Here is a 16,653-nt window from a genome sequence, read left to right as displayed (position 1 = left end):
GGTTAATATTTTCTTCATTGATTCTGTTTTTTATGCGTTTATGATTAACTTTTTTTCAGCCCTTAAAAATTTTTGAATGAGACAAATAAAAAGCGTGGACTGATAACTTCGTTAATGTTCTTGAGGTATCGCCAAACACCATTGCCACTTCAACAAGTAAAAGCCCACGCCGTTTGACGTGAGCATCAACTTTTACTCTCGTGCCTCTATAAATTTTGGCGAATTTCAAGAACAAGAATGCAAGCTAACGCTTTCTATCTATTATGTCTTTTTCTGTTTTACCTGTTCATAGGCTATTATGTATTAATCGAATGCAAATATAATGCTTTTCTTTTAAGAGGGCAAAAGATTAAAGAGCAAATGATAGCGAAAGCGAGAATATATCGTAAACTTTATTTCAAACGGCAAGTGTATGGAGGGGAATTATTTAGCAAGAACTGCCGTTGTTGATGCTCCGACATTGCCAGAGGCATTGACATTCTTCGCTCTCATAGAAATAATTAATGAGAAAAAGGGATTGGAATAAGAAGTTTGTTGTACCTTTGCACCGTTAATCAATCCCCCTGCCGACGGCACGGAAGTGAACGGACGGGGAAGATGCTTTACAATAAAAAACTTGGATGCAGGGCATCCTGCAAAAAACTTATCTTATGGACGGAATCGTAAGTTTGCTTACCACACCCGGAATCGGACAGTCTATCTTCGTACTGGCACTTGTCATTACGGTCGGCATTCTGCTGAGCAAAATCAAGGTGGGAGGATTCTCGCTGGGCGTTACTTGGGTGTTGTTCTCAGGCATTCTCGCCGGACACCTCGGCTTGCAGATCGACCCGATGGTGCTCTCATTCGTGAAAGAAAGCGGTATGGTGCTCTTCATCTTCGGTATCGGAATGATAGTGGGGCCAGGATTCTTCTCAACGTTCAAGCAGGGAGGTGTCCAGCTCAATCTTCTCTCGCTCCTTTCCATCGGACTGGCACTCCTGATGACCTATCTCATCTTCTCTCTTTCGTGCACTCCGATAGACACGATGGTGGGCATATTGGCCGGAGCCGTTACGAATACGCCTTCGCTCGGTGCGGCGCAGGAAGCGGCAAAGGGAATATCGGGCAGCATTTCGTCTGACATCGGTATCGGTTATGCACTGGCTTATCCGGTGGCCATTCTCGGACTGATACTCACAACGGGCTGCCTGAAGTGGGTGTTGAGAGTGAAGGTGGACGAGGAATCGCAGCGCATTGAAGACCGGGAGAAGGCACAGGGCAAGGAGGCATTGGTGTATTCCATAGAAGTATCGAACCCCAGCGTTTACGGACTCGACATAGCACACGTAAAACTGTTGCTCGACAAGCACGATTTCCTTGTATCGAGAATTATGCACAAGAAAACCTCGGAGATAGAAATGGCGCATCCGAAGTCGGTTATCGAGGAAGGCGACAAGATTATGGTGATTTCCGAACATCACGAAATGGAAATGATATGCGCTTTCATCGGGCACAGAATCGAAATGACGGATGCCCTGTGGGGAAAACTCGACAGAAGACTCATCTCGAAAAGATGCCTCGTAACACAGGGAACGGTAAACGGAAAGAGCATTGAGGAACTGAAGTTCCGTTCCATCTATCACGTGAACATCTCGCGTGTGCTGCGTGCCGGCGTGCATCTTATCGGAAAGCCCGACTTGCTTTTGCAGACGGGTGACACCGTAGTGCTCGTAGGCGAGGAGGAAAACGTGAAGCGCGTGGAAAAGATACTGGGCAACTCGGTTTCCACGCTCAAGAAACCTAACCTGATGGTGCTTTCGGTCGTGATTCTGATAGGTATTCTTGTGGGAAGCATCGAATTCCCACTCGGAAATATGCCGATGCCGGCCAAGTTGGGATTCTCCGGAGGAACGCTTGTGGTGGCAATCCTCATCAGCAACTTCGGAACCGGTTCCGTCTGAACACGCACAACACGCAGAGTGTGAACCTTATGCTGAAGGAATTTGGCATTACGCTCTTCCTTTGCGTGCGTGGGATTGAGCGTGGGGAGGAAGTTTCGTGACAGCTGCTCGACGGCGGTTTAATCTCTGGATGGCCTATGCTGCCCTGATAATGCTCATTCCTCTCTGGGCAACTTGCATTCTCGGTCGCTATTGGCTGAAGCTCGACTACTTCACTCTGCTCGGTTAACATAGCCGGCATTATGACCTTCGCCCCTGCCTGTCGCTCACGCCTGATGCGTCGAAGAACAATATTCCCGCCATCAAGTACGCCACGGTCTATCCGCCACGATGTTCCTCCGCGTAATGTTGGCTCAGTGGATGATTCTTCCTGTTTGCATAAGAAGGAACAGGCTGATATGCCCCATCCTTTCTTACTTTATGGATTAGAAACAATACAAACGCTCCCAAACCTCACACTCACAGGTTTGGGAGCGTTTTCTGTTATACTCTTCAGATGGCATAACCTAAGCAAACACTATCACGGAGATACCGAAATGGCGAATGGAACTATTGACAAATTTATTATTCAACGGTTTTTCGGAATATCTCTTAGCCTATTGCCGTCATACGATAGCCGAGCGTCTTCAACTCTACGGCTATTCCGAAGAGATACATCTGATGGAGAGCACCGAGGAAGGCGTGGAAAGCATCATTGGTGCTCGGCTCTATGCGCAGTCTTCTGATCTGACTGTAAGTGCGCGAGGCACATTCGCCCACAAGCAGCTCGAGAGCTTTCGACTCCTCAGCGGTAAGCTGAAGAACCTTCCCGCGAATGTAGTCGTCCAAATGGTCGTAAATCCGTCTTGCCGAGGAGATAAGTATAGAGATTCTCCACTTTGCCATAGACCTCCCAATCCTCGTCCCAATACTTGGCGAGAGCCATTCCGGTATACATCATCCATCCGAGCGCAACGGTAGGATAGCTGTTGTACTCGCGCATTCCGTCGGGAAGATACGCCTGTCCTATCTTCAACCAGAGAGCCTCCAAGTCGGGAGCTTCCGGCAGGCGTTCGTCCACCTTGCCGTGCGAGAGCAGATATTCCTTCAGGTCGTTCTTGAAAATCTGTTTGTATTGTTGCTGTGTCATATTTCTTTTTATATATTTATGAGATTAAACGAATTGAGTGAGAGAAGCACCTCATAAGCGAATGAAAGGAATAAAGGGGAATCATCATTCAAGAGCGACGATAATTACCCATCACCTATTTCGTCATTGCAAAATTAATTCTTTTTCTTCATAAACGTCCTGTTGGTTCGATTAATTTCATCCCTACCTTTGAAGATTCCAAATCGAAGTGCAAAAAAGAGTAGCCCTCGCCGAGAGATGCAGACGTTCTCGAAGCGTAGCGAGAGGTTGTGTGCATCTCTCGGCGAGGAAAAAGCAACAACCGGCAATACAAATTAAAAAAGGAGACCGAAGTCTCCCCAAGATTAACTAACTTTGTATTGTTTATGTACCATCAATTAATCTCGGAGCAAAGGTCGCAAATTTTCGCCTTACTTCAAAAGAAAACCGCAAGAAAAGATATTGCCGCCATCGTCGGCATCAGTCAGGCAACACTCTCACGTGAAATCAAACGCAACAGCACGCCCTCGGGAAAGTATATCTGGACGAAGGCGCACGACATGGCCATGGAGCGCAGGAGGCGAACGGTGAGCAACTCCAGGCTCTCCGACGAATTGGTCTGGAGAATCAAGGAATATATCGTTAATGACCAATGGTCTCCAAGACAAATATCGGGGTATCTGCGTGTGAATGAGGGGATAAGGGTGTCCCATCAGTCCATCTACAACATCATCCACGATGACCCGACAGGGAAACTTGCCGGCACACAAGACATCAGATGAAATACAGGCATCACCCAAGGGTGGGCATCTTCCTGTCAAGGACAGGGTGAGCATCCATGAGAGAAGCAAGGAAGTGGACGGGAAGAGATTTGGAGACTTTGAGATGGACCTGATCGTCGACCCTGCCCAAAGGGCCATACTCACACTGGTGGAGAAATCCACCAATATGTTGCTTATGCGGAAACTGCCATTTGGGAAGCAGTCGAAGCCTCTGGCAAAAGCAGTCAGGAGACTGCTGCTGCCATACAAGGACAGACTGAAGACCATTACCACTGACAACGGACCTGAGTTTGCCGCACATAAGGATATCACGAAATGGTTGGGCGTGCCTGTGTACTTTGCAGATCCATATTGTCCATGGCAAAAGGGAGCCATTGAGAATACAAACAAGTTAATCAGACAATATATACCTAAAAAGGATTCCTTTGAGAACTATACGGACAAGAGGATTATGGCCATACAGAAGAAATTGAATGAAAGACCAAGGGAAAAATTAAACTTTTCCACACCAAAGTGCGAGTTCTTCAAACATGTGTTGTAATTTTGCACTTGCTGGTTGACTCTACACCTTTTTGCTCTCTTAATACTGCCTGCTTGAATCTCCAAAGAAATTTCATCATTGATTCAGCAGAATATCTCTTATTTTACGGAGATAATATACACGCTTTGCAAATGACCGAAGATTGCATTCCATTCTTCGCAAGATTGCATTGCGTTTTTGCGAAGAATGGGACGCAATCTTCGCAAGAATGGAAATGAGGAAAAAGATAATTGATTTTCAGATACTTACGGGTCGTATATTTTAGATGTATAAAGATGAATCACTTGAGGACTTACGGATGGGAAAACTGATGTCTCTGGGTTCGGAATCAGCTTGAACTTGGAGCGATATTTGCGCTTTTGCAGAAAAAACATTGAATATCGGAATGAAACTAAGCAAAATTTTGCTACTTTTGCAGAGAGGGCAGACCTACAAATGTGTTTTAAGACAAACTAAAATATATATTAAGATGATTAACGGCAATATTGATGAGCTGATTCGCGATGCGATGGTGGCTAAGAAAACAGAGAAACGCGACGTGCTCCGTCTGATAAAGACAGAGTTCCTGAAGTTCAAGACTTCCAAGGAGGGCGCAGGCAAGGAGATGGATGAGGAGACGGAATTTTCCATTCTCAAGAAAATGGTGGCGCAGCGCAAGGATGCCATCGACCAGTATGAGAAAGCCGGGCGTGGGGAATTGGCTGAAAATGAGAAAAAGGAACTTGACATTATCAGCCTGTATCTCCCTGCCGTTCCTACTGAAGAGGAAGTTACTGCGTGTGCAAAGGAAGCGATTGCAGCCAATCCGGGCGCGAATATGGGCATTATCATCAAGGCTGTGAAGGCACAGTTGCCTATGGCAGACGGCAAGAGCCTTGCAGCGATTGTGCGTGGCTTGCTGTAAAGTATGCTTATAAGATAGGTGTAAGACTGAAAAAGAAAAGAGAGTGAACGCCATTCGTACACTCTCTTTTTACTGTTGGTGACTCCGTTGGGATTCAAACCCAAGACCTTCAGAACCGGAAGCTAATAGCCAATTCTTATTATTGTGCTGTGGGTCAGTCCATTGGAAGCACTTGTAATTCTATTTTGAACCACATTTGAGCCACAACTGCAAAAAAATGCGTGTAAAGCTCGGTGGTTATGTGCTGCAAAAATAGCTATTTTCTTTGAAACTCTATCATCTTTGCGTAATTTATTTTTGTGTGTGGGTTATGGCTTACAACCTCAACTTCTATCGCTTTGCAACCCCAGCGGAAGAATAAGAAGCGTTTAGGTACTCTGTGAGCAATAATAGAAATAGTGTCGTTGCTCTCAAATGTACCTTGAAACCTATTATCAGCACCTATACACCCACTGGCATTTATCCAGCTATCGTTGTAGCTGAAACATTTGAGTGTATCTGTTATGCCTTTGGCTGGTAAAAATACAATACTGTCTTTTATAACAGTATCAATCTTCAAACTGGTAAGCGTTATGGTGCTGGTAGCTGATTTGAGGTTTTTAATTTTTAGCCCCAGCCTCTCTACCTCCTCTTTAAGGTAGCTATTGAGTTGCTTAAACTCTTTCCCTTTCAGAGATAGCTCAACAACCTTTGCAGCATTTTTACCATCTTGGGTTTTGTACAATTTAACCTCTTGCATAAGAGCGGTTTGGTTATTTGCCAACCTTTTGTTCTCCTCTTTCAGCTTGCTACACCTTTGTATAGCTCCAAATGCCAACGCAACAGCAGCAAGCAATAATACAATTAAATACCTTTTCATATCATACTAATGTAATCAAGGATTGCCTGCACGTGCGTTTCAACGATTTTCTGTTTCCCCTCATTAGAGAGTAGCAGTTTGCAATCCTGTTCGTTGTCCATAAATAAGTTTTCAGTTAGCACTGCTGGGCATTTGGTATCTCTACACATAGCAAGGTTTTGCACCCAGTATCTTTGGTTTGGAGAGCTAACACGCACCTTTAAGCCTTGCGCCTCTGCACTTGCGCTGAAAAGGGTTGCTAATGATTTGCTATTTTGTGAGGCGTTAAGCCCTACAAACACACTCCAGCCTCTTGCTTGCATAGGCTTCCCTGCATTTCCAGCAGCATTACAATGTATGCTTACAAGCAGGCAGTTTTTAGCTCCTACTTTTGCGCATAGCTTGTTCACCCTATTACATCGTTCTCGTAACGATATATCTGTATCTTCGGGTACAATGCGTACTGCATCAATGCCTCGCCCTACAAGTTCTTGCTCCAGTATTACGGCTATTTCTCGTGCATACCTCCACTCGAATAACTGTGAGCCATCAGCCCACACTGGGCTACGTTTGCCCAGTGTGTCCTTGCCGTGTCCATTATCAATTATTACTTTCATTTTTTGCCTCCTCTTCTTTTTGTTTTGCTTTCTTTTGCTCGTATTGCTCAATAATAGGTTTAATATGGCTGGGCATTGCTCGCTTAAATTCCAAACGTATAACAAGGTAAATAACCCATATTGCAAGGTTGTTAGGGTATGCAATAGTTAAATTGCGAAATGAGTGTTGTAGGTAAACGTATGCAAATACATAAGTTATGCTCTTTACAGCATACAAGGCTATTGCCTTATCTCCACACATAACCATTACAGAATGTATGAGGTAAATAATAGCAATGTAAAGCAACAATTCTTTTAATGCTCCTCTGAATTTCTTTTTATTAAAATTCTTGCAGGTGTGTATAACCACACCATCTGCACGCATACCACACCATATATTCCAGCTACTCATAATAATGAGAGCTAAAACAAACCCATTAGTAGGCGTAATCATACCTAATAGGGTGCTAATTACAGTAACGACTATAAGGCGTAACTGCTCATAATTAAGGATTGAATTCATACTTTATCTCCTTTGCTTCATATAACTACGTTTCTTCATTAAATAGAGGTTGTACGCATCTATATCATCTTGCGATATGGCTTCTTTTGCGCTGCGAAACTCAAAGCCAGCCATTTCTCTAATGAGTACTACCTTAATAATGGTATGGAAAGGAAAACGGATATTTGGGTGTTTTACAATGGCAAGCAGTTTCTTGCTGCTCGTCCAAAAAGCCGTTTCAGCCTCTCCCAAATCCCACTTAAATCGTATAAGAGTGCGTTTGCCATTTTCAGTATCAACATCTTCTGTAAAACCTGTACACCAAATAGGCTTATTTATTACAGTGTCTATACTGGGGTAATCTCCACTTGGCTTTTGTGGGTTTGCTCCGTCCCCTTGCAGTGGGAGGTCTGCAAAATCGTAAGTTTCCTCTGTCATATCTTACTCCATAGGAATGTTATTAGTTGCACAATCTGCATCAACCATAGCACGCAAAGCCTTACGCTCTGCAAGGAAATCAAGGTACGGCTGCTTCTTGCTTTCGTCCTCAATACCTGCTACTGCTGCGTTATAATCGTTGAGCAGTTTCTTCTCAAGGTTATCGCTATACTTAGCCATAATGAGAGTTTCCAATACAGTATTGGCAGTAACAGGGTAATAACACAAAAGGCTATCATACACATTAACCTTGTGCTTTTTACCTTGCTCATCATCTACTTGCTCGTAGTGCTGGTTGAAATTGTACAGCGTTGTACCTTTCGCTCTATCAATCACATCAAAACGTGGGCTGCACGCTATCGCTATGCAAGCCTGTACTCAATCTTTTTTCTTCCATTTGTTTTATTCTTATCTGTTTTAATGTTAAACTTATTATCTCTTTATAATGCTTGTTTGAGCAATGTTGCAGCCAGCCAAAGTGTGCAGATAGCTTATGTCGCAACTCGCTTTCTGTCATCGCTCCATAACTATTTTGCAGCCTTTTCAACTTTCTCCAATAGGTGTACAAAATGCTTTTTCGTGCCAATATATTGTAATGGTTGCTTTTGTAACCTACAAAGTCTATACTGCGTGCATCTACTGGGAATATTTGCCAGTTTGCTTTTATAGTTAGCCTTAGCTTTGTTTGCAAGTACTCTCTTACTTGTTCAAGTATATAGTGCAGTTTTGCTTTACTATTAGCGAGTATTACAATATCGTCCATATACCTGTAATAATACCTTACACGCAACACCTCTTTAACCCAATGGTCAAATGGGCTTAAATACCAATTTGCAAAATGCTGGCTTGTTAAAAAGCCTATTGGTAAACCAATATCGCCCTCTGTACTATCTATTATAAGGTGCATAAGCCAAAGCAGCTTTTTATCCCCATAGCTTTTTGCTATTATATCTTTGAGTATGCTATGTACAATGCTATCGTAATAATGCCTTACATCTATTTTTAGGCAATACTTTGTACCTGCTTTATCTTTTTGTAACGCACGGTTCAAATCGGTTAGGCACTTATGTATTCCACGCCCTTTAATGCAAGCATAGGTATTGGCAATAAAAATCTTGCGCAAATCTTCCTCAATAACATCTATCAAGCAGTGGTGTACTATTCTATCGGGGTATAGCGGTGCTATTTTGAGGTTGCGTTGCTTCACATCAAAAATAGTTTTCTCTGTGTATTTTGATGGCTTGAATGTTTGATATTCCAGCATCTCCCATACATTTTTTATAGCATCACAATAGCCACGTTTTAGTAATCTTTTTACATCGTGTCTATTCATTTTGCCACGTATGGTATTATTCGTAGCTCTTAGCACGTTTAGAGGGTTGCATACCCTCCAATACCCATTCTCACTATTTGCATATATCTTATGTGCCATTGTTTTATAAGAGCTTTCGCACTTGTGGTAAACCACAATCTACCAGCACTTTATTTTAACCATATTCTTTTGCCAGCACCCTTGTATAAGGTGCTTTTGTGAGGCAAGGTTTACGGTGGTTGCAAAGATTCTCCTTAAAAGGGAAAACCGTAATTATGGTATAAGGGGAAACCCCAATTCGCATTCGTATTCGCACCTCGATTATTCGCATTCGCACAGCGAACACCCGCATTCTCCGAATTGTTCGCATTAGCAGAGGAGAGGAGTTCCCGAACCACCGTAACCGTATTATTATGAACTCACACAGAGCAATATTTTACTCAAACAAAACTAAATGCCATCGGAACTCGGAAATTCAAGGCACAAGGGGAAACCCCACGTCGCAACCGCACCCGTATCCGCACCTCGATGAAGCGCATACGCACAGCGAACACCCGCATGCTCCGAATAGTACGCACCAGCAGAGGAGAGGAGTTGATACCAGCCATCAGCATTGTTTGTGGCATTTACTGTCTGCCTCCAAAAATAGTCGCAATAATTCTTATTAGCAGCTCCACCTGTTACGCTACTTGGGAAAGAGTAGCCATTGGCAACTCCCATTTCAGAAATGTAGTTACTACCAGTAGGTAGCAATCCTAATTCTTGATAACCATCTACATTTTCCCCTGCGTGGTCGCTTGGAGTGGTAAACTTTGCAGGGTCACTACATAAATACAACTTACAAGCTCCACCATCTGCAAAAGGTGTATAGAATACCAGCACATCATCGTTATGCTCCCACAGGTATTGTTGCGGTTGCTCCCAGCCTCTGTAACTGGCTACTTTAATGGTTTTATCTACTCCGCTCTTCCACTCTTTAATTAGGTAATCAACAACTCCAGTATTGTTACCCAGCTTGGCAGTGATACCAGCAGGAATAAATGGCTGCCAGCCATTAAAACCTCCCCATTCTCCACCTACATAAGAGCCGTTGCCCAATCCTCCTTGCGCAAACCCATCTTCTGTTTTTTGAGCATTGTAAGGAGCTTGGCTATCAAGTTCTCCAAATTCAATAGCCATTAACCAGCTCATTTCTTCACGAAAACGCCAACCTCCACAATGCCAGTTGTCGCCCAAACTCTTGCACCGTGTCCGTATAGTAGCCTTGTTGGTGCTTGTTGCAGGCATACCCAGCACGCTTGTTGGCTTTCCATCGTTGCCAGTAACATTAGTACCGCCTCTGTAATCTGCTGCATTTGGGAGTAGGTCAAGCAGCCCTGTTTCAGCAACACGCTTTACAGAGCCGTTGCTTTCCCATTGTAGGAAAGATGCACAGGTGGGCTTATTGTTTGTGCGGTTGAATGTTGCCAGCCACGGACTACGAGATTTCTCTTTCATACGTGTAAATCCAGGCAATGCAACCTCACTAATGGCTACAAGGAGGTAATCCCCATCGAACTCAAACTTACGGTAATAATCGGGCTTGTAGAGTTGCACAATACCATCAACAGCATTAAGTTTTGCAGCTCCTCCTCCCTCTTTTAAGGTGCTATCGTTAGCCCCCAGCCAATAATTAACCGTTCCATCTTCATGTGCTACATAACGCCTAATACGTTTCTGTATAGGCAATGAGCGATGTAGGTCTAAGTTCCCCACACGCTCAACCTTACCATCTGCTACATTATGCCCTCCATTTTTGAGGTTAATGCGAATGCCATACCATAACTCTTGGTATGGAAATTTGGGTACTGTGTTCCCAACACCAATAAGTAATCCCATTTGGCTATTGTTTAATTATTATTTGTTTATTCTTCTACGCTTCAAAAATACGAAAAGCGTTAGTTATATTCACGCTTTGTTTGTCTAACTTTTGAAAGTATAGGCAATTATTGCCAGTTATTATCTCTAAAAGCTCCCACCAACAAACCAGCACCTAAATGATTTGTATTTATGCTTGGTGTTGTGAATGAAGAGGGAGTAGGCATTTGCACGACCTCTGCAATCTCTCCACCATTCCAAACAACTGCTCTACCATTGGAGAAGATTTTAACATTATTGCTGCTATCATTACCATTGATAATCATTATTCTTTGTGTTGCAGCAGCATTTAAGCAGTATTGAAATACAGAGCCACCTTGTATGTTAAAGATTATGGTATCAACAGGGAAACCGCTGTAATCGCCAGTTCGCCCATAGCAATCAACCTCATAATATCTTTCCCCATTACTACTGGTTTTAGATGCTAAACTTACATAGTTGCCATCTGTGTACACACCGTTTGGATAATAATAACCATAAGCTCCCTTGATAACTAACAAGTTTCTTTCTCTTGCTCCAAATGAGCCACGACACCAAATATCAGAGGAATAAAAGCGCAAGCTACGTCCGTCCTTAGTTCCTTGGTGCTGCATATCTCCACTAAAATACAGCTTCCCCTCACTGGAATTAAAGCCAATCTCTGCCTTTACATTACCGTTACTATCAAGAGCTTGTAAAACTCGGAAAGTACCTGTAACACCATCTAATTTTCCACTAAAAGTTCCATTTGTAGCATTTATAGTACCTGTAATCTCTGCGTTGAGTGCTTTCAGCTTTCCATTGTGATATATAATAGTCATACCCTCATTGTTTCCTGCCAATGCCTCTTGGTAAGTGCCTCCAAAATATGCAGCAATCTCATCTGTACTATTGAGCATAGCTTTTAAGCCTGCACTCTCAACCCAAGCATCACTTTTTTGTAATGCGCCCAGCTTTAAGAATGTGGATAGGATAAGCCCACCCTCAATTTGTGTGTAGTTTTGGGTAATGGCTTTTAATAAATCCTTGTTAGCCTTAATCATGCTCTGTACCTCTTGGTTGCTTGAGTTCCATTCGGGGGCTTTGTTCCCCTCAACTAAAACAAACTTTGTCATATATAAGTTTGCAAATTGCATATCAGCTGTATCGGTGCGGAAAAACAATTCTGTATCGGGTTGGCTATCTCCTGTTGCCACAAATGTATATACAACTCGTTTCCATTTTGTATCGGCTGTAAAATACTTATATGGTGCAACTCTCTTATCGCCTTTCGGATTCATAAAGCCCATATTAAGCTGTATTGGAGCATTTGCTTTTACCCAAAATGCAAGTGTGTATGTAATACCACTACCAAATTTCTCGTTTGGCAATAATATGTTACCTCCTGCTTTAGCAAAAGGAGTATGCAGAAACCAAATATCTTTTTGGTTCGTTTTCCTAAACCTCATAACATTGCCCATAATACTATCGGCATAAATAGGTGGGATATTAACACCATCATTAGGGTTGTGAAACCAGCCTTTGAGGTCTGTAAAATAAGCACTATTCCCAATATAATTACCATTACCGACCTCTACGCTATCAACATATTGCTTGCTAACAGCATCAAGTAAGTTGGTTCGTTCTTTGTAATATGCAGAGAAGTTGCCGTTGTAGGTTGCTTTATTTACTCCTGTGCTATTTACCTGCATATTTGAGAGAAATGCACTAATATACACAAGTAGCGTACTGTATGCTGCATCAAACTCATTGGTAGTACAACCTGCCAACTGTGCCTTTGCTTTCACAGTAGAGTAGTCCACTTTAATATTAGCCAGCTCATCTTTGAGCTTAATTTTCTCGCTTGGAGTAATGATGCTATCTGTTGCCAAATCTGTTAGTTTTTGTAGTGCAGCATTAGCATTTGTATCATCGGTATAACCAGCCTCTTTCCAATCGGCATTGGTGTATGAGCTTAAGGATTCGCGTGCTTTGGTGCAAATTCGTATCTTATAATCATTGAGAGTTATCCACAAATCACCAATTTTATACGGTGGTTTTGGATATGTATTATAGTTTGCTGTTAGGAAAGTGTGATTTTTACTGCTGGCAGTTTCCAACGCATCATTAGCTGTTTGTATGGCTTGCCCAATACCAGTGCTGGGAATATTTACCCACTTATAGGTTTCTCCCTCCTTTGTAAATCTATACTCTAAACCAGTAGCAGTGTCAGTATATAAGTCCCCCAAATGTGTTTTCTTATCCAACTCTGTTTTCCACTGGTTAGCTGGTGCAGTTCCCAGCGTTGGCACACCCATACCAAACCAATACTCAACAGTACCATCTACTTGGCTTTGTAAGCTCTCTATAATCTCATTTACATTATCAAGTGCAGTGGAGGTTGTATTAACCAAATGCTCCAACTCCTCAATACTTTTCATTGTACCATCGGTTGAAACAAATTTTATATTACCTCCAATCTCACTATTGTCAAGGTCAAAGTAAGTACGTTTATCTATACTCTCAATACGCCCACAGTTAATAGTACGCCCTGTTATGCGTGTTGCTCCGTATGTTGTTGTAAGCTCACGATAGCCATTGTAAACAGAGGAAAGCACTCCAACAGGGAAATAATAGTAAGCACCTGTATCTACTGCATAGCGTGTTTGGCTGAAAACAAGGCTTGCGCCACTCTCTCCAGCTCCTTTTGCGCAACGTGCATATAGGTAATATGCCCCATTACTTGTTAAGGTAATGGTGTTCTCTCCTATATTCCACATTCTATTATTTTCCTCAATAGCGTAATGGATTAACACTCCATTATTGCTGCCTATTCTCACTAAATTAGGGTTAGGCTTACCATTAACAGTGGCATTAGCCTCAATGACGATGTTTTGTAAAATGAATTGCCCAGCACGATTGCCAACGCTCAACATAAGCGTTTCAATACTATTTGGGCGTATATTGGTGGCATCAAAGAAGCCATCGCCATCAAATACCATATTTAGCAGCTCCTGTGTGGTTCTCCAGTTAGCTCTTGCTTTGGCAACATCTGTAAGCTGGTTTAAGGTAATGAGTTTGTTTTGCTCCTCGTTATCTATAATCAGCTTCTCAATAATGCTTACCTCTGCTGTGTCGCTAATTGTTAGCTTGTAACTATACTCGTCTTTGTAACAATCTCTTGTAAACCCCTTAATTCGTATAGCTTTATCTACATTTATATCCTTATCTTTAATAGGCAAATAATCGCCAACCTTAAAGAGGTTAGGCAATGAGCCATCTACACCAAACCTACGCTTGAGTAACAGGCTCGCAAATTCAAGCTCATACTCAACCTTTGGCTGGCTATCTGCCTCCAAATCTTTTGTGCCTGCCTTTTTAAGTTCTGTTTCTGCATCAACAACGTATGGGTCGTTTGGCATAATAATATCAAGTAACACATACTTATCCCCCTTTTGTATTTGGTAAGCTGTGGCTGCACTTGGTATTTTCAAGCCTCGCTTATCCTCATACTGGTTAATCGTGAAAGTTTGTGTTTTGGTATCATAGTCGGCTATCTCGAACTCATAGCCAGCCAAATTACTATTACCAACAAACTTGAGCTTTGCAGCAGTGCCATCTATCAACCAGCGTGTATTGCCGTTGGTATCTTTCTCTTTGAGGTCAAACATTGTGTTGTCCACAAACTTGAAAATATCCCCCTCAACAATAGAGCTAACAACTCCTGTACGGTGTGGGTAAATATCCTCATATACTCTGCTCCCCTCCTTAACTCCAAAGGCTGCTATTGCTTGTTTGTTATCAATATAACTTTCCTCGTTATCAGCAATCCTTAAACGCTGCGCTCCATTCCTGTAATTGGTTGTAATATTCTTAGTACCACCCTCAACATACAGGCGTGTTACAATATCATTACTATTAACATTCTTGCGTTTCAGCTTGTAAATGCCTCCTCCCATACCGAATGAGAATGTAGCAGGGAAGAGTTTGCCAGCTTTGCGGATATGTAGCTTATAATGCTTAGGAGTAACAACCTCAATCTCAAACTCTGTATTGAAATCCTTGCATACACGCTGCAATACGCTCAAACAATTCTCTTTACTGAAAGAGAAATCTTTGTACTCTGTTTCTATGCAGTCGCCCAACTCCCAAACCTCTCCCAAAGGAGCTGATACACGTTTTACGTTGTTGATTAGCACATTCATCAACAAGCCCATATTGGCTACAAGTTGAAACTCTCCGCTGGGGTTATGCCCAGCAGCATCGGTATTACGATATTGTGCATCAAGTAGCTTGTATTGTAAGCCCTCAAATACCATATTGTTCTCAAACTTGCGTTCTCCATTTTTAGTAGGCTCATTTATCTTGTTAAGCGTGTAAACATCGCCAAACACCTCTATATAGTCGCCTACCATATATTCCATTGCCGTTGTGCTTTCTGTTTTTATAGTTACGGTATCTTCGCCCAGCAAATCACGCTTTTGCTCTGCACTTTTTACGGTGCAGAGCTTTGCAGTACTATCTAACACATAGCGTACCTCTCCATTACGTTTGTGTACTATAATTTGTCCCATACTATAATTGCGTTTGTGGTAAACTCCTCTATATCCTCAATGACACCTGTTACAACTACATAATAGTCGCCATTGGTTGTATAATTGTGCGTAATAGTTTTGTTTGCTCCGTACACATCTTGCGTTGTCGTTCCATCGCCCCAGTATATATTAACCAGCTTACTTGTGGTAATAGTGATACTTACTTGCTTTGAGCTTTCGTTTACCCTAATGTGTTTCAAAACCTTTTTGACTGGTTCGGGTTCTCTTAATGTAAGAGTAAATGTACCTGTCATATCCCTATCGTTCCATACCTTTTCAACCTGCGTTGCATCGGGCAAATATACCTCATAAACCAAAGCCTTTGTTGGGTGTATATCTATTGTCAATCTGTGTAACCCTGCTGCTACTGGCTCTGCTTGTACTATATCCGTGCTGGTGGTATGTTTCTTGTTGAACTGGCTTAGAAAGTTTGTTACAGCTTTTACAAACTCCATTTTACCGCCTGTGGAGTGGATAAAGCACTCTAATGTAATCTCTCTTGCCTCAAAGCGTGGGCGTGCCAAATCTACGGCTTCTCCGTGATAACCGCTGAAATCAACCTTTAATGGGTCTTTCATCTTTAAGCTACCCAGCAGCCCCTTGCTCGCACTTACAAATACTCCATACTCCTTAAAGTTCACACCATCTAACAGATAGGCAAGCTGCTTTGTATTGTTTAGCTCCCCATCTATCTCCTCCTGTGTGAGTTCTTTTTGGTATATGCGAGTTTCGTCCAAACAGCCATTCCCCAGCGTTGTATTGTAGTTATCTTGGCTAATGCTTATACCAATAGGATTTCCAAAATCGTTAGGCATTACAGCACGTTCTACAAGCGTTGAGTTAAGGTATGTGCAAATGGTGTTACCGCTCCTACTGATTGCAAGATAGTACCATTGCTCTGCGTTTAGCTCTATGCTCTTTTGGTACAGCTTGTTAATGCCATTGTAGTTAAATACAATGATGAGCTGGTTGCTAACAGGGTGCAGCTTAATCCACGTGCAAATTGTAAAATCACGTGCCATATCCAGTACGTTTTTTTGCACCTCGCATTTGCCAGCACCATCAAACCTTATACAGTTTGATTGCCTACCAGCCTCAAAGCTGGCATCTGTAACCACTCCGTCTGCACGGTTGGGGCTATAATCATACGTTTTCTTTGCTCCCTCTGCCTCATCAAAAGGCATATTGAGTACCATAAATTGTTCCTGTGTCATATCCT

11 protein-coding genes and 2 pseudogenes are annotated in these 16,653 nt (G+C 42.4%); 3 read left to right on the top strand and 10 right to left on the bottom strand.

What is annotated here, in order from left to right; translation table 11 throughout:
- Positions 1-650 precede the first annotated feature (650 nt).
- Positions 651-1,943 (top strand): TrkA C-terminal domain-containing protein, encoded by a 1,293-nt coding sequence (locus tag P150_RS16750; RefSeq protein ID WP_231477623.1) that lies wholly within the window; start codon positions 651-653, stop codon positions 1,941-1,943.
- Between the two features lie 591 nt (positions 1,944-2,534).
- Here the strand turns inward: P150_RS16750 and P150_RS16745 are convergent.
- A pseudogene (locus P150_RS16745) lies at positions 2,535-3,072 on the bottom strand (hypothetical protein).
- Positions 3,073-3,437: 365 nt separating this feature from the next.
- Between P150_RS16745 and P150_RS16740 the strand changes: the two are divergent.
- Together P150_RS16740 and P150_RS0115530 are read left to right on the top strand one after the other, a co-directional pair.
- A pseudogene (locus P150_RS16740) lies at positions 3,438-4,374 on the top strand (IS30 family transposase).
- Between the two features lie 469 nt (positions 4,375-4,843).
- Entirely contained in the window at positions 4,844-5,278 is a 435-nt protein-coding gene (locus P150_RS0115530) for a GatB/YqeY domain-containing protein (RefSeq protein ID WP_028896721.1), read from the top strand.
- Between the two features lie 256 nt (positions 5,279-5,534).
- Here P150_RS0115530 and P150_RS0115525 read toward each other — a convergent pair whose 3' ends face one another.
- The 9 genes from P150_RS0115525 to P150_RS0115485 all read right to left on the bottom strand — a co-directional run bounded on the left by P150_RS0115525 (position 5,535) and on the right by P150_RS0115485 (position 16,648).
- The gene (locus P150_RS0115525; protein WP_051617554.1) at positions 5,535-6,137 is read right to left on the bottom strand and encodes a DUF6549 family protein; all 603 of its coding nucleotides are present in this window, start codon (positions 6,135-6,137) and stop codon (positions 5,535-5,537) included.
- The gene (locus P150_RS0115520; RefSeq protein ID WP_028896665.1) at positions 6,134-6,733 is read right to left on the bottom strand and encodes an N-acetylmuramoyl-L-alanine amidase; all 600 of its coding nucleotides are present in this window, start codon (positions 6,731-6,733) and stop codon (positions 6,134-6,136) included. The genes P150_RS0115525 and P150_RS0115520 overlap by 4 nt, the downstream gene beginning before the upstream one ends.
- A complete protein-coding gene (locus tag P150_RS0115515; protein ID WP_028896664.1) occupies positions 6,717-7,235 on the bottom strand; it encodes a hypothetical protein in 519 nt (172 codons plus the stop codon). Before P150_RS0115515 ends, P150_RS0115520 begins: the two co-directional genes overlap by 17 nt.
- 3 nt (positions 7,236-7,238) lie before the next feature.
- Positions 7,239-7,652 (bottom strand): hypothetical protein, encoded by a 414-nt coding sequence (locus P150_RS16735; protein ID WP_051617553.1) that lies wholly within the window; start codon positions 7,650-7,652, stop codon positions 7,239-7,241.
- A gap of 3 nt (positions 7,653-7,655) precedes the next feature.
- Positions 7,656-7,988: a hypothetical protein gene (locus tag P150_RS16730; RefSeq protein WP_051617666.1), complete on the bottom strand. Its 333-nt coding sequence runs from the start codon at positions 7,986-7,988 to the stop codon at positions 7,656-7,658.
- Position 7,989: 1 nt separating this feature from the next.
- Complete coding sequence (locus P150_RS16725; protein WP_051617665.1) at positions 7,990-9,084, bottom strand: RNA-directed DNA polymerase; 1,095 nt, start codon at positions 9,082-9,084, stop codon at positions 7,990-7,992.
- Between the two features lie 330 nt (positions 9,085-9,414).
- Positions 9,415-10,560: a hypothetical protein gene (locus P150_RS0115495; protein ID WP_155952932.1), complete on the bottom strand. Its 1,146-nt coding sequence runs from the start codon at positions 10,558-10,560 to the stop codon at positions 9,415-9,417.
- A gap of 389 nt (positions 10,561-10,949) precedes the next feature.
- Positions 10,950-15,413: a phage tail protein gene (locus tag P150_RS16990; RefSeq protein WP_051617664.1), complete on the bottom strand. Its 4,464-nt coding sequence runs from the start codon at positions 15,411-15,413 to the stop codon at positions 10,950-10,952.
- Positions 15,398-16,648, bottom strand: a complete 1,251-nt coding sequence (locus P150_RS0115485; RefSeq protein ID WP_028898491.1) for a LamG-like jellyroll fold domain-containing protein — start codon at positions 16,646-16,648, stop codon at positions 15,398-15,400. The genes P150_RS16990 and P150_RS0115485 overlap by 16 nt, the downstream gene beginning before the upstream one ends.
- Positions 16,649-16,653: the final 5 nt, after the last annotated feature.

The sequence above is a fragment of the Prevotella sp. HUN102 genome (assembly GCF_000688375.1).
In the GTDB taxonomy this organism is placed as follows: Bacteria; Bacteroidota; Bacteroidia; order Bacteroidales; family Bacteroidaceae; genus Prevotella.
The sequence above is the reverse complement of the archived record's forward strand: the minus strand, read 5'-3'. Positions and strand labels throughout refer to the sequence as shown.